The sequence below is a fragment of the Nocardioides sp. Leaf285 genome (genome assembly GCF_001422955.1).
Taxonomy (GTDB): domain Bacteria; phylum Actinomycetota; class Actinomycetes; order Propionibacteriales; family Nocardioidaceae; genus Nocardioides; species Nocardioides kribbensis.
Map to the genome: position 1 here is coordinate 967,995 of NZ_LMNH01000001.1, position 14,228 is coordinate 982,222.

Annotated in this window: 9 protein-coding genes; 6 read left to right on the top strand and 3 right to left on the bottom strand. The window is 74.4% G+C overall.

Annotated features, from left to right (window positions below; all coding sequences use genetic code 11):
- Nucleotides 1–28 precede the first annotated feature (28 nt).
- Nucleotides 29–2,881 (top strand): ExeM/NucH family extracellular endonuclease, encoded by a 2,853-nt coding sequence (locus ASF47_RS04435; protein WP_082499972.1) that lies wholly within the window; start codon nt 29–31, stop codon nt 2,879–2,881.
- A gap of 104 nt (nt 2,882–2,985) precedes the next feature.
- Here the strand turns inward: ASF47_RS04435 and ASF47_RS04440 are convergent, their stop codons facing one another.
- Nucleotides 2,986–4,764 (bottom strand): glycoside hydrolase family 15 protein, encoded by a 1,779-nt coding sequence (locus ASF47_RS04440; RefSeq protein WP_056862709.1) that lies wholly within the window; start codon nt 4,762–4,764, stop codon nt 2,986–2,988.
- 82 nt (nt 4,765–4,846) lie between these two features.
- Between ASF47_RS04440 and ASF47_RS04445 the strand changes: the two genes are divergently transcribed.
- Together ASF47_RS04445 and ASF47_RS04450 are read left to right on the top strand one after the other, a co-directional pair.
- Nucleotides 4,847–5,419 carry a CinA family protein gene (locus ASF47_RS04445; RefSeq protein ID WP_082499973.1) on the top strand — a complete coding sequence of 191 codons (573 nt, stop codon included), beginning with the start codon at nt 4,847–4,849 and terminating at the stop codon, nt 5,417–5,419.
- Between the two features lie 55 nt (nt 5,420–5,474).
- Nucleotides 5,475–5,777, top strand: coding sequence for a helix-turn-helix domain-containing protein (locus ASF47_RS04450; protein WP_056862710.1), 303 nt, complete (start codon nt 5,475–5,477; stop codon nt 5,775–5,777).
- 34 nt (nt 5,778–5,811) lie between these two features.
- Here the strand turns inward: ASF47_RS04450 and ASF47_RS04455 are convergent, their stop codons facing one another.
- Together ASF47_RS04455 and ASF47_RS04460 are read right to left on the bottom strand one after the other, a co-directional pair.
- Complete coding sequence (locus ASF47_RS04455) at nt 5,812–6,624, bottom strand: DNA-formamidopyrimidine glycosylase family protein (protein ID WP_056862711.1); 813 nt, start codon at nt 6,622–6,624, stop codon at nt 5,812–5,814.
- Nucleotides 6,617–11,413: an Lhr family ATP-dependent helicase gene (locus ASF47_RS04460; protein WP_056862712.1), complete on the bottom strand. Its 4,797-nt coding sequence runs from the start codon at nt 11,411–11,413 to the stop codon at nt 6,617–6,619. Before ASF47_RS04460 ends, ASF47_RS04455 begins: the two co-directional genes overlap by 8 nt.
- Before the next feature lie 170 nt (nt 11,414–11,583).
- On the opposite strand from ASF47_RS04460, the gene ASF47_RS04465 reads away from it, so the two are divergent.
- From ASF47_RS04465 to ASF47_RS04475, 3 genes are read left to right on the top strand one after another with little or no spacing between them, the layout of a single operon-like run.
- Entirely contained in the window at nt 11,584–12,528 is a 945-nt protein-coding gene (locus ASF47_RS04465; protein WP_442937556.1) for an ABC transporter ATP-binding protein, read from the top strand.
- Nucleotides 12,528–13,361, top strand: coding sequence for an ABC transporter permease (locus tag ASF47_RS04470; RefSeq protein WP_082499974.1), 834 nt, complete (start codon nt 12,528–12,530; stop codon nt 13,359–13,361). Before ASF47_RS04465 ends, ASF47_RS04470 begins: the two co-directional genes overlap by 1 nt.
- Entirely contained in the window at nt 13,361–14,173 is an 813-nt protein-coding gene (locus tag ASF47_RS04475; protein WP_056862713.1) for an ABC transporter permease, read from the top strand. Before ASF47_RS04470 ends, ASF47_RS04475 begins: the two co-directional genes overlap by 1 nt.
- Nucleotides 14,174–14,228 lie beyond the last annotated feature (55 nt).

Below are 14,228 nucleotides of genomic sequence, written 5' to 3' on the forward strand. Positions count from 1 at the left end.
CACGCACCCCTCCCTCGGAAGGTCCGTCATGCCCCTGTCCCCTCGAGCCACCCGCCGGGTGGCTCTGCCCGTCGCCGGCGCGTTCAGCCTCGCGGCGGTCGTCACCGGTCTCGCCGGCGCCCCCGCCCTGGCCGCGCCCGACGGCTCCGGTCTGGTCATCAGCGAGGTCTACGGCGGCGGTGGCAACACCGGCGCCGCCTTCACCCATGACTTCATCGAGCTCTACAACCCCACCGCGAGCGCCATCAGCGTCACCGGGATGTCGGTGCAGTACCGCAGCGCCACCGGCACCAGCGCCCAGGTCACACCCCTCTCGGGCTCGGTGCCCGCGGGCGGGCACTACCTGGTGCAGCAGGCCGCCGGCACCACGCCGGCCGCCGCCCTGCCGACGCCCGACGCGACCGGCACCATCGCCATGTCCGGCAGCAACGGCGTCGTCCTGCTGGCCTCCTCCGAGACCCCCGTGAGCACCACCGGAGAGCTCGCCGGCGCGGCCGGTGTCCTCGACGCCGTCGGCTACGGCATTACGCCCACCTCCTTCGAGGAGCGCAACACCGGCGTCGCCCTGACCAACAGCACCTCGGCTGCGCGCACCGCCACGGGCACGGACTCCGACGACAACGCCGACGACTTCGTCGAGGGCACCCCGGTGCCGCAGAGCTCCGGCGGCGCCGGCGAGCCCGAGCCCGAGCCCGACCCGGTCGAGGCCACCATCCCCGAGATCCAAGGCACCGGCGCGGCCTCGCCGCTCGACGGCGACCCCGTGACCACCTCGGGTGTCGTGACGGCGGCCCCGCGCTTCCTCTACGGGTTCTACCTGCAGACCCCCGGCACGGGCGGGTCGGTCGACCCGGCCTCCCGCACGTCCTCCGACGGCGTCTTCGTCTACTACCCCAACGGTGCCGGCAGCGTGGGCGTGGAGCCCGGCGACCACGTCGAGGTCACCGGCGACGTCGACGAGTACGCCGGTCAGACCCAGGTCGTCTCCTCGGCGGCCGAGACCACGGTGCTCGACACCCCGGCCGCGCCCGTCACGGCGACCACCACCACGGCGTGGCCCGCCACGGCGGCGGAGAAGGAGGCGCTGGAGGGGATGCTCTACGACCCCACCGACGACTTCACCGTCACCAACACCTTCTCCACCCACCAGTTCGGCGAGGTCGGCCTGGCCCTGGGCGACAAGCCCCTCATCCAGCCCACCGAGGTCGCCGACGCCCAGGACACCGCGGCGATCCGCGCGGTCGAGGCCGACAACGCCGCTCGGGCCATCGTGCTCGACGACGCCTCCGGCACGACCTACGCCCCGGGCACCAACGGCAAGACGCTGACCCCGCCCTACCTCTCCAACACCGCCCCCGTGCGGGTCGGAGCGGCGGCGACGTTCACCGACGACGTCATCCTCACCCAGGGCGGGTCGCCGAGCGCCCCGACGTACCGCTTCCAGCCGCTGCAGACCGTCAGCGGCCCGGACTACACCGCGACGTCACCGGCGACCTTCGAGAACACCCGCACCGACGCGCCCGACGAGGCACGCATCGAGGCCGACGGCGAGAGCGACCTCAAGGTCGCCTCCTTCAACGTCCTCAACTACTTCACCACCCTCGGCGACGCCGACGACGACAACGTCGGCGACGGCGGCTGCACGACGTTCCCCGACAAGGACGGCGACGGCAACTCCGTCGGCGGCGGCTGCGAGCAGCGCGGCGCCTGGGACCCCCAGGACCTCGCGCGGCAGCAGGCCAAGATCGTCTCGGCCATCAACGCCCTCGACGCCGACGTCGTGGGCCTCATGGAGATCGAGAACTCGCTGGTCGTCGACGGCGACGCCGACGAGGCCACCGAGACGCTGGTGGCGGCGCTCAACGCCGACGCCGGCGCCGGCACGTGGGCGGCCAACCCGTCGTCGACCGAGCTGCCCCCGGCGGCGGAGATGGACGTCATCAGCAACGCCATCATCTACAAGCCGGCCGCCGTCGAGCGCACCGGCGAGGCCCGTGCCCTCGGCGCGCTGAGCGGCTCGGGCGAGGCCTTCGACAACGCCCGCGAGCCCATCGCCCAGGCCTTCACGCCGAAGGGCGGCGACCAGCCGTTCCTCTTCGTGGTCAACCACTTCAAGTCCAAGGGCTCCGGCGCCGACGACGGCACCGGGCAGGGCAACGCCAACCCCGACCGCGTGGCCCAGGCCACCGCGCTGCGCGACTGGGTGCCCGGTGTGCAGCAGGAGAGCGGCGCCGAGGGCGTCCTGCTCGTCGGCGACTTCAACTCCTACTCCCAGGAGGACCCGCTCCAGGTCCTCTACCAGGCCGGCTACACCAACATCGAGGACGGCGAGGGCGCCGACGCGGAGTACTCCTACTCCTTCAGCGGCCTCTCCGGCTCCCTCGACCACGTGCTCGCCAACGACGCGGCGCTCGAGGCGATGACCGGCCACGACATCTGGAACATCAACTCCGGTGAGTCGATCTACATGGAGTACAGCCGCTACAACTACAGCCCGACCGACTTCCACACCGACGGCCCGTTCCGCTCCTCCGACCACGACCCGGTGGTCATGGGTCTCGACCTGGTCGAGGACGTCGTGGAGCCCCCGGCCGCGGAGCCGGCGCTCACGGTCAGCAGCACCCCCAAGAAGGTCAAGGCCGGCAAGACCAAGGTGACCCTGCGGGTGAAGGTCACCGCCGACGGCGAGCCCGCCCGCGGCGGCACCGTCACCGTGCGGCTGCCCGGCGGCGAGACCCGCACCGCCACGACCAACCGCCAGGGCGTCGCGACGATCCGCCTGGCGCCCTTCGACCGGGTCGGCACCAAGACGCTCCAGGTCGAGTGGAGCAAGAACGGCACGACCGTCGGCGGGACCTCCACGATCAAGGTCGTGAAGTGACCGCCTGACCCGCACGACCCGCACCACCCGCACCAGCACCGACGGGGCCCTGCCGACCGGCAGGGCCCCGTCCTGCGTCGGGACCCTCGCAGCGCGAGACGCCGTCAGCGGCGCTCGGCCGCGGCGAGGTGGAACGCCGCCTGCACGAGGGCCAGGTGGCTGAAGGCCTGGGGGAAGTTGCCGACCATGCGCTCGGCCCCCGGGTCGTACTCCTCGGCGAGGAGGCCGACGTCGGTGGACAGCCCGACCAGCCGCCCGAGCAGGGCGCGCGCGTCGTCGAGGCGGCCGACCACGGCGTAGGCCGAGGCCAGCCAGAACGAGCACGCCAGGAAGGGGTGCTCGTCGCCGGAGAGCCCGTCGACCCCGCTGGCGGTGCGGTAGCGCAGCACGAGCCCGTCACGCAGCAGGTCCTCCTCGACGGCACGGACGGTGCCGGCCAGGCGCGGGTCGTCGCCGGGCAGCAGCCCGATCGTGGCCAGCACCAGCAGCGAGGCGTCGACCTCGCGGGTGCCGGGGTGCTGCACGAAGGTGCCCCGCTCGGGGTCCCACCCCTCGCCGAGCACCAGGTCGCGGGCGGCGTCGCGCTCGCGGCGCCACCGGTCGACGTCGCCGGGCAGACCCCGCTCCTCGACCGCCCGCACGGCCCGGTCGAAGGCGACCCACACCATGGCGCGCGAGTGGGTGAAGTGGCGCGGCTCCCCGCGGATCTCCCAGATGCCGTGGTCGGGATCGCGCCAGCGGGTGACCAGGTCGTCGACCAGGGCCCGCTGCAGCGCCCAGGCGTTGGGGTCGTCGTCGCCGAGGTGCTCGCGCACCAGCGCGAGGGCGTCCATCACCTCGCCCAGCACGTCGTGCTGGCGCTGGCCGACGGCGCCGTTGCCGATCCTCACGGGGCGGGAGCCGGCGTAGCCCGGCAGGTGGTCGAGCTCCGACTCGGGCAGCCGGCGGGAGCCGTCCACGGCGTACATCACCTGCAGGTCCTCGGGGTCGCCGGCCACCGCGCGCAGCAGCCAGTCGCGCCAGGCCGCGGCCTCGTCGGTGTAGCCGGCCTGCAGCAGCGAGGCGAGCGTGAGCGCGGCGTCGCGCAGCCAGCAGAAGCGGTAGTCCCAGTTGCGCTCGCCGCCGAACTCCTCGGGCAGCGAGGTCGTGGGCGCCGCGACGATGCCCCCCGTCACCTCGTGGGTCATCAGCCGCAGCGTGAGCAGCGAGCGGCGCACGGCCTCGGGGTGGGGGAGGTCCTGGCGGCAGACCTGCGCCCACGCCTCGTCCTCGGCCACCGTCTCGGCCACCCGCGCGTCGAGGTCGCCCAGGTGACCGGGCTCGACGTGCGAGGGCAGCCACACCATCGCGAAGGACAGCTCCTCCCCGGCGGCGAGGCTGAACTCGTCGGCGTGGGTGTGGTCGATCGCCACCGGGAGCCGGGGCCCGCGCAGCACGAGCTTGTCGGGGCCGGCCACCGCGGTGATGACGTCCTCGCCGCCGAGGCACTCGCGACGCACCCACGGCCGGATCCGGCCGTAGTCGGGGCGCAGCCGCCACTCGTGGCGCATCGGCACCGTGCCACTCACGCAGGCCAGGCGGCGCACCAGGTCGGCCCGCTCGTCGCCGCGGGGCATCACGTCGGTCAGGGTCACCACGCCCGCGGCCGTGGTGAAGGTCGTCTCCAGCATCGCCGAGGAGCCGAGGTAGCGCCGCTCGGTGGCGTAGGGCACCGTCGGCACCAGCTGCCAGTGGCCGTGCTCCGGCGTGCCGAGCAGGGCGGCCAGGCAGGCGGGGGAGTCGAAGCGGGGTAGGCAGAGCCAGTCGACCGAGCCGTCGGTCCCGACCAGCGCCGCGGTGCGCCGGTCGCCGATCAGGGCGTAGTCCTCGATGGGCAGCGGCATGCCGGGGAGCCTACGGGCGGTGCCCTCGCCCGGCCCTCGCCCGACCGGCACGACGCCGTACCCGCTGTGGCAGGGTCGGGGCATGCTGCGACGCCCCGCCTCCGACGACCTCACCGCGGTCGCCTCCCGACTGGTCGACCGGCTGCGCGCCGAGGGAGCGACCGTCGCCACCGCCGAGTCGCTCACCGGCGGCCGGCTGGCGGCGGCGCTCACCGCCGTGCCGGGTGCGTCGGCGGTCTACCGCGGCGGGGCGGTCACCTACGCCACCGACCTCAAGGTCTCGCTGCTGGGCGTGCCCCAGGAGCTGGTCGACGAGCACGGCGTCGTCTCGGCCGACTGCGCCGCCGCGATGGCGGGGGGCGCCCGCCGGGTCGCAGGCGCGACGTACGCCCTGGCCACGACGGGGGTGGCGGGGCCCGACCCGCAGGAGGGGCGCCCGGTGGGCACGGTCTTCGTCGGCGTGGCCGGCCCCGAGGTCACCTCGGTGCTGTCGCTGGAGCTCGCGGGCACGCGCGCGCAGATCCAGGAGAGCACGTGTCGCGAGGCGCTGCTCGGCCTGCTGGTGCACCTCGACCAGGAGGCCGGCGGTCCCGGGGAGCCCCACGACGACACCGACCCCGGGGACCTCCGGGTGGAACAGAACCCTCTCCGGTAGCGTTGGCATCCTTGATCCACCCGGAGATCGACCCGGACAACCCACGGAGGCCCGCATGGTGCTCTTCCGCCGCCTGCTCGGCGACGTGCTCCGCGCGCAGCGGATGCAACGGGGCATGACCCTGCGCGAGGTCTCCGAGCAGGCCAGGGTCAGCCTGGGCTACATCTCCGAGATCGAGCGCGGCCAGAAGGAAGCCTCTTCCGAGCTGCTGTTCTCGCTGTGCCAGGCCCTCGACGTGCCGCTCTCGCTGGTGCTCCGCTCGGTCTCCGACGCCGTCGCCCTGGAGGAGGCCGCCACCGCGGCCACACCGCTCCCGGTGCCGCGCGCCGCCGGCCCCGTCGTCGCCTCCGCCGCCTGACCCGACGCGGCCCCGGAGCGCGTCGGGCCGTCGCTCAGGGCCGGCCGGGTCCCGCGGGCTCGGGCTGGCACGACGGGCAGAAGTAGATCGCGCGCTCGCGGCCGGCCGGGCCCTGCACGTCGACCTCCACCCTCGTGCCGCAGCGCCGGCACGGCGCGTGGCCCTGCCGGTAGACCCACGTGCGCCGGCGCTCGCGCAGGTCGCCGGTGGTGGACTGGACCGCCCGCTCCTTGTTGAGGTCGAGCATCTGGCGCCCACGGCGCACCATGCGCGGCAGGTCGCGCACCTCGCCGACCGGCACGCGGGGGTGCACGCCGGAAACGAAGCACAGCTCGGCGACGTACATGTTGCCCAGGCCCGCCAGCCTGGTCTGGTCGCGCAGCGCGTCGCCGACCTCGCGGGCGTCGTCCTCGTGCAGCCGGCGCAGTGCCTCGTCCTCGTCCCAGTCGGGGCCGAGCAGGTCGGGTCCGAGGTGGCCCACGACGGAGTCCTCGTCGGCGGTGGGGAGCAGCTCCACGATCCCCAGGGAGAAACCGACCGCGTGGCGCGGACCCACGTCGAGCACGACGCGTGCCTGGTGGGCCGGGCGGGGCCAGCGCGCCCCGGAGTCCAGCACCCGCCAGGCGCCCTCCATCTTGAGGTGGGTGTGGAGGGTCCAGCGGCCGGTCGGGTGCTCGATGCGCGTGAGCAGGTGCTTGCCGCGCGAGACCGTCGCCCGCACGCTGCCCCCGGACAGGTCGGTGGTGGCGTGCTGCGGCACCCGGAAGTCGGTGCGCACGAGCACCCGGCCCGAGAGCGAGCGGTCGAGCAGCCGGGCGGCGCGGAAGACGGTGTCGCCCTCAGGCACCCCGGCTCCTCAGCTGCAGCCCGCGCGGGGTGGCCAGGAAGCCGGCCGACTGCAGCGCCTCGCGCAGCGGGGTCGTGCCGCCGCCCAGCAGCGGGGCACCGTCGGCCTTCTCCACCGTCATCCGGCCCAGCGCCCCGGCCCGGGCGGCGTCGGCGAGCGACTGGGCGCCGAGGGTGAGCCGGTCGACGTCGTCGGTCCAGGTGAGCAGGGTGCGGCCGCCGCGCTCGACGTAGAGGGTGAGCTCCCCGTCGACGAGCACCACCAGCCCGCCGGCCTTGCGGCCGGGACGGTGGCCCTTCTCGCCCTCGGCGGCCTCGCTGGTCGAGGGTCGCGCGGGCCAGGGCAGGGCCGCGCCGTAGGGGTTGGCGGGATCGGTGGCGGCGAGGGCGACCGCGAGGGGCTTGGCGTCGCCGGATCCCTCGGCGGCCTCGGAGAAGGTCCGCAGCCGGTCGATGGAGCCCGCGGTGCCGAACTGCGCTGCGCCCAGGCCGCTGACGAAGTAGCCCCGCCGGCAGCGACCGGAGTCCTCGAAGGCCGAGAGCACCTTGTAGACCGCGGCGAAGCCGCCGGCGACGCGCTCGCTCATCACGGCACCGCGGATCACCACGCCGTGACGCTCCAGCAGGTGCTCGGCGCTGGCGTGGGCGCGGCGGGTCGGGTCGGCGTCGACGTCGGGCAGCAGCGCCCAGCGGCCGGCGGTCTCGGGAGGGCCGGTGCGGGGCGCGGGTCGGGCGCCGCCGCGCCCGCCGGTGGTCGACGACATCCGCAGCCGCGGCGGCGGGCGCTTGCTGCGGTGGGCCGAGGAGCCACCGCGGGTCAGCGCGCGCAGCGGGGTGAGGGTGTCGTTGCTGACCCGCCCCGACCACACCAGGTCCCACAGCGCCGCCGAGACGGCCTGGTCGGTGGCGCTCTGGCCGGTGGCCTGCACCTGCTGCACGAGCTGGCGGAAGAACCACGCGCCGCCGCCCTCGAGGGAGTCGAGGAGGGCCTGGTGCAGCTCGCTGTGGTCGAAGGGCTCGTGGGCGGGCAGCGTCAGCGGGGCCTGGTCGGCGAGGTGGAGCGACACCCAGCCGTCGGAGCCCGGCAGCGCGCCATGACCCGACCAGACGACCTCCCCGGAGGCGGTGAGCTCGTCGAGGTAGGAGGGCTCGTAGTCGCGCACCCGCGCCGAGAGCACCAGCGGCTCCAGCGCCGAGGCGGGCACGGCACAGCCGGCGAGCTGGTCGACGGCGGCCAGCACCCCGTCGACGCCGCGCAGGCCGCCGCGACCGCTGGTGGAGGCGGCCCACACGTGCTGCCAGGCCGGCAGGAAGCGGCCCAGCGCCTCGGGGTCGACGGGCTCGACCTCCTTGCGCAGCCGGGCCAGCGAGCGGCGGCGCAGCCGGCGCAGCACCTCGGCCTCGCACCACTCGCTGCCCGAGCCGTGCGGTCGGAACTCGCCCTCCAGCACCCGGCCCGAGGCGGCGAGGCGCTGCAGGGTGTGGCGCACGACCGCCGTGCCGAGGCCCAGGCGCGCGGCGACGTCGTCGGTGGTGAAGGGTCCGTGGGTGCGCGCGAAGCGTGCGACCAGGTCGCCCAGCGGGTCGTCGACGGGGTCGGTGAAGGCCTCGGGCGTGCCCGGGGGCACGGGGGTGCCCAGACCGTCACGCAGGCGACCGACGTCCTCGATCGCCGACCAGCGCTCGTCGCCGGCCATCCGCAGCTCGACCACGCGACGGCTCTGCGCGAGCGCGGCCAGCCACCCGGTGACGTCGGCGTCGGGCACGCTGCGCGCGGTGATCTCGTCGGTGCTCAGCGGCCCGAGGAGGCGCAGCAGGTCGGCCACGCCCTCGGCGTCGCGGGCCCGTCGCTCCTCGGTCAGCCGCTGGAGCTCGGCGGCGACCTCCTCGAGCACCTCGGGGTCGAGCAGCTCGCGCAGCTCGGCGCGGCCCAGCAGCTCGGCGAGCAGGCCCTGGTCGAGCGAGAGGGCTGCGGCGCGGCGCTCGGCGATGGGGGAGTCGCCCTCGTAGACGAACTGCGCGACGTAGCCGAAGAGGAGGCTGCGGGCGAAGGGCGAGGGTGACGGGGTGGCGACGTCGACCACCTGCACCTCGCGCTGCTCCACCCGTCGCATGAGGCCGATCAGGGACGGGAGGTCGTAGACGTCCTGGAGGCACTCGCGCACGGCCTCGAGCACGATCGGGAACGACGGGTACTTGGAGGCGACCTCCAGCAGCGCCGCCGAGCGCTGGCGCTGCTGCCACAGCGGGGAGCGGCGACCGGGGTCGCGCCGGGGCAGCAGCAGGGCCCGGGCGGCGCACTCGCGGAAGCGGGAGGCGAAGAGCGCCGAGCCGCCGACCTCCTGGGTGACCAGGTCGTCGACCTCGTCGGGCTCGAAGACCACCAGCTCCGCGCCGGGCGGCTCGGCGTCGGTGTCGGGGATGCGGATGACGATGCCGTCGTCGGAGGCCACGGCCTGGCCGTCGACGCCGTAGCGCTCGCGCAGGCGTGCGTTGAGCGCGAGGGCCCACGGGGCGTGCACGGGGGTGCCGTAGGGCGAGTGGAGCACCAGGCGCCAGTCACCGAGCTCGTCGCGGAAGCGCTCGACCAGCAGGGTGCGGTCACTGGGCAGGGTGTTGGTGGCCTCCAGCTGCTCGTGGAGGTAGGAGACGAGGTTGCCCGCGGCCCACTCGTCGAGCCCCTCCTCGCGCACCTTGGCCTCGGCCGCGGGGCGGGGCAGGGCGGCCAGCTCCCGGGTGAAGGCACCGATGGCCTGGCCCAGCTCGGCGGGGCGGCCCAGGCTGTCGCCCTTCCAGAAGGGCAGCCGGCCCGGGATGCCGGGAGCCGGGGTGACGAGGACCCGGTCGTGGGTGATGTCCTCGATGCGCCAGCTGGTGGCGCCGAGGGCGAAGACGTCGCCGACGCGCGACTCGTAGACCATCTCCTCGTCGAGCTCGCCGACGCGCCGCCCCGGGCCCTCGCCGCCCACCAGGAAGACCCCGAAGAGGCCGCGGTCGGGGATGGTGCCGCCGCTGGTCACCGCGAGGCGTTGCGCGCCGGGCCGGCCGGTGAGCTCTCCGGTGACGCGGTCCCAGACGATGCGCGGGCGCAGCTCGGCGAACTCGTCGGAGGGGTAGCGGCCGCTGAGCAGGTCGAGGGTGGCGTCGTAGGCCGAGCGGGGCAGGGCGGTGAACGGCGCCGAGCGGCGCACCAGGGCGAAGAGCTCGTCGGCGTCCCATGCCTCGAGCGCGGTGATGGCCACGACCTGCTGGGCCAGCACGTCGAGGGGGTTGGTCGGCACCCGCAGCGACTCGATGGCGCCGGCGCGCATGCGCTGCACGGCCACAGCGGTCTGGGCGAGGTCGCCACGGTGCTTGGGGAAGAGCACCCCCCGCGACACCTCGCCGACCTGGTGGCCCGCACGGCCCACGCGCTGCAGGGCGCTGGCGACCGAGGGAGGCGACTCGATCTGCACGACCAGGTCGACCGCCCCCATGTCGATGCCGAGCTCGAGGCTGCTGGTGGCGACCACTGCGGGCAGGCGGCCGCGCTTGAGGTCGTCCTCGATCAGCGCGCGCTGCTCCTTCGAGACCGACCCGTGGTGGGCCTTGGCGATGACGACCGCGCCCTCGGGGCTGCCGCCGGAGGACCCGGACTGGGCCATGACCTGGGCCGGCGGGCGCGACGGGACGGCCCGTCCGCTGTCGGGCAGGTCGTCGGGCTGGTCGTCGGGCTGGTCGTCGGGCTGGTCGCCCCCGTGACCGGCGCCGTCACCCAGGGGGTCGCCGTCGTGGTCGTGGGCGCCGGCGGGCACGGGCACGAGGTCCCCGGCCTCGGGCTCGACGCCGGCGCGCTCGTTGGCGATCTCGTTGAGCCGCGAGGTGAGGCGCTCGGAGAGCCGCCGGGAGTTGGCGAAGACGATGGTCGAGCGGTGCGACTCGATGAGGTCGACGACGCGCTCCTCGACATGGGGCCAGATCGAGGCCGCCCGGGTGGCCGAGCCCTCGCCGTCGGCGTCCTCCTCGTCGTAGCCACCCGGGGCGGTCATGTCCTCCACGGGCACGACGACGCTCAGCTCCCACTGCTTGCGCGAGGGCGGCGCCACGATCTCGACGGGGGCGGAGCCGCCGAGGTAGCGCGCGACCTCCTCCAGCGGCCGCACGGTGGCCGACAGCCCGACCCGCTGGGCCGGCCGCTCCAGCAGGGCGTCGAGGCGCTCGAGGGTGAGGGCGAGGTGGGCGCCGCGCTTGCCGCCGGCCACGGCGTGGACCTCGTCGACGATGACCGTCTCCACGCCGCGCAGCGACTCGCGGGCCTGGGAGGTGAGCATCAGGAAGAGCGACTCGGGCGTCGTGATCATGATGTCGGGCGGAGCGGTGGTGAGCTTGCGGCGGTCGGCCGCGCTCGTGTCCCCGGAGCGCACGCCGACCCGCACGTCGGCCACCTCGGCCCCGAGCCGGTCGGCGGTGTGCCGGATGCCCGTGAGCGGGGAGCGCAGGTTGCGCTCGACGTCCACGGCCAGCGCCTTCAGCGGGGAGACGTAGAGCACCCGGCAGCGGCGCTGCTTGTCCTCCGGCGGAGGGGTCGACAGCAGCCGGTCGAGCGACCACAGGAAGGCCGACAGGGTCTTGCCCGACCCGGTGGGCGCCACCACCAGGGCGTGCCGGCCCGCGCCGATCGCCTCCCACGCGCCGGCCTGCGCCGGGGTGGGCTCCGCGAACGCCGCGGCGAACCACGTGCGCGTCGGCTCGCTGAAGCGCGCCAGCGCGTCGGCGGGCGGCGGCGCGGCAGCGGGGGTGGGAGGGGTCACCGGGCCAGTGTCGCCGACGCCGCCGACAGCCGGGCTCCCCCCGACGGCTGGGCCCGCTCGGGCCACTCGCTGCGCGCCGCGGAGATGTCCGGCACGGCCCCTCCGGCGCGGCGGCGGGTGGGGAGGGAAAGCGGAGGCGTGCTGTCGGCGGTCGGGCCTAGGGTGCTCGGGTGACGGCGACCGACTCGATGATCTGGGCCCAGGGCCTGCGCAAGGGGTTCGGCGACGTCGAGGCCGTGCGCGGCATCGACGTCGACGTGCGCCGGGGTGAGGCCTTCGGCTTCCTGGGGCCCAACGGCGCCGGCAAGTCCTCGACCATGCGCATGGTGGCCGCCGTGTCGCCCATCAGCGGCGGTGAGCTGCGCATCCTCGGTCTCGACCCGGCCGTCGACGGTCCTGAGATCCGCGCCCGCATCGGTGTCTGCCCGCAGGAGGACACCCTCGACACCGAGCTGACGGTGCGGGAGAACCTCTTCGTCTACGGCCGCTACTTCGGCCTGCCGCGCAAGGAGGTCCGTGCCCGCGTCGACGAGCTGCTGGAGTTCGTGCAGCTGACCGAGAAGGCCGGCTCGATGGTCGAGGACCTCTCCGGGGGCATGAAGCGACGCCTGACCATCGCCCGCTCGCTGATCAACCGGCCCGAGGTCCTGCTGCTCGACGAGCCGACCACCGGCCTGGACCCCCAGGCCCGCCACGTCGTGTGGGACCGGCTGTTCCGCCTCAAGCAGCAGGGGGTCACCCTGGTCCTCACGACCCACTACATGGACGAGGCCGAGCAGCTGACCGACCGGCTCGTGGTGATGGACAAGGGGCTCATCGTCGCCGAGGGCTCCCCGCTCGACCTGATCGCCGAGCACTCGACCCGCGAGGTGGCCGAGCTCCGCTTCGGCGTGGCCCAGGAGGGCGACACCCACGAGGTCGTCGCCCGCCAGGTGGAGGACCTCGCCGACCGGGTCGAGGTGCTGCCCGACCGGCTCCTGCTCTACTCCCACGACGGCGAGGAGACCGTGGCCAGGGTGCACGAGCGCGGGCTGGTGCCGGTCGCCACGCTGGTGCGCCGCTCCACGCTGGAGGACGTCTTCCTCCGCCTCACCGGCCGGACCCTGGTCGACTGATGGCCGCCACCTCCTCCGGGGCCCCCGACCCGACCCGGGCCACCGCGCCCGCCAGCACCCTGGCCGGCGCGCTGCGGCTGCTCGACTACTGGCTGACGGTCTACCGCCGCACGTGGAAGGGCACGATCGTCTCCTCCTTCGTCACCCCGCTGCTCTACGTCGTGGCCATGGGCGTGCTGCTCGGCGGCTTCATCGAGGGCGACCCCGCCGAGCTCGAGGGCGCCACCAGCTATCTCGCCTTCGTGGCGCCCGGCCTGGTGGCGGCCCAGGCGATGACCACGGTGATCGGGGAGACCACCTACCCCGTCATGGACATGGTCAAGTGGCACAAGGTCTACTTCGGCATGATCGCGGCGCCGCTGCGCGTGGGCGACATCATGCTGGCGCACCTGGCCTTCGTGCTCTTCCGCGTGGCGCTCACCTCCGCGGTGTTCCTCGCGGTGATGGCGCCCTTCGGGGTCTTCAGCAGCGTCGGGGGAGTGCTGCTGGCCTTCCTGGTGCAGCTGCTGGTGGGCCTGGCCTTCGCCACCCCGGTCTACGCCTACGCCGCGGGCGCCAAGGACGAGAGCGCCTTCAACCTCATCTTCCGCCTCGGCATGATCCCGCTCTTCCTGTTCTCCGGGGCCTTCTTCCCGGTGGCCAACCTCGACGCGCCGCTCGAGCTGCTGGCCACCATCACCCCCCTGTGGCACGGCGTCGACCTGACGCGGATGCTCGCGCTGGGCCGGGTCGACGTCTCCGCCGCGCTGGTCCACGTCGCCTACCTGGTGGTCCTGGCCGCGCTCGGCTGGCGCTGGGCCGCCCGGCGCCTGCAGCGGAGGCTGATCTCCTGATGAGCGCCGTCACCGCCGCCGTCGCGCGCCAGGCCGCCTCGCCCCTCGGGGCCCGCGAGGCCACCGCGCTGCTGCTCTACCGCAACTTCCTGGCCTACCGCCGCGCCTGGTACATCTTCCTCACCGGCTTCCTGGAGCCGGTCTTCTACCTGTTCTCGATCGGCGTGGGCGTCGGCCAGCTCGTCACGGGCTTCGAGGTCGACGGCCGCACGATCGAGTACGCCGCCTTCGTCGCCCCCGGCATGCTCGCGGCCTCGGCCATGAACGGCACGATCCTCGACGCCACCTTCAACTTCTTCTTCAAGCTCAAGTACAACAAGCTCTTCGACCAGATGCTCGCCACGCCGCTGACCACCATGGACATCGCCCGCGGCGAGCTGAGCTGGTCGCTGCTGCGCGGCGGCATCTACTCCGCGGGCTTCCTGGTCGTCATGCTGCTGATGGGCCTGGTGTCGTCGTGGTGGGCGGTGCTCGTCGTGCCCGCCGCGCTGCTCATCGGGCTGGCCTTCGGCGGGGTGTGCATGGCGCTGACCACCTTCATGCGCTCCTGGCAGGACTTCGAGCTGGTCACCCTGGCGACGCTGCCGATGTTCCTGTTCTCCGCGACCTTCTTCCCGGTCACGGCCTTCCCCACCTGGCTGCGCTGGGTCGTGGAGTGCACCCCGCTCTACCGCGGCGTCGTCCTGTGCCGCGAGCTGACCACGGGCACGGTCTCCTGGGCCTCGGCGGTCTCGGTGGTCTACCTCGTGGTCATGGGGGTCGCCGGACTCCTCGTCGTGCGCCGCCGCCTCGACCGGCTGCTCCTCACCTGACCGCGGGTGGTCGTCCTCGGGCCACCCTCGGTCGGGCGCCGTCGGCGGCGCGAGG

Coding starts and splice junctions, on each gene's coding strand:
- ASF47_RS04445 (WP_082499973.1), top strand. CDS start 4,847: ATGCTGCGACGCCCCGCCTCCGACGACCTCACCGCGGTCGCCTCCCGA.
- ASF47_RS04435 (WP_082499972.1), top strand. CDS start 29: ATGCCCCTGTCCCCTCGAGCCACCCGCCGGGTGGCTCTGCCCGTCGCC.
- ASF47_RS04470 (WP_082499974.1), top strand. CDS start 12,528: ATGGCCGCCACCTCCTCCGGGGCCCCCGACCCGACCCGGGCCACCGCG.
- ASF47_RS04475 (WP_056862713.1), top strand. CDS start 13,361: ATGAGCGCCGTCACCGCCGCCGTCGCGCGCCAGGCCGCCTCGCCCCTC.
- ASF47_RS04450 (WP_056862710.1), top strand. CDS start 5,475: ATGGTGCTCTTCCGCCGCCTGCTCGGCGACGTGCTCCGCGCGCAGCGG.
- ASF47_RS04440 (WP_056862709.1), bottom strand. CDS start 4,764: ATGCCGCTGCCCATCGAGGACTACGCCCTGATCGGCGACCGGCGCACC.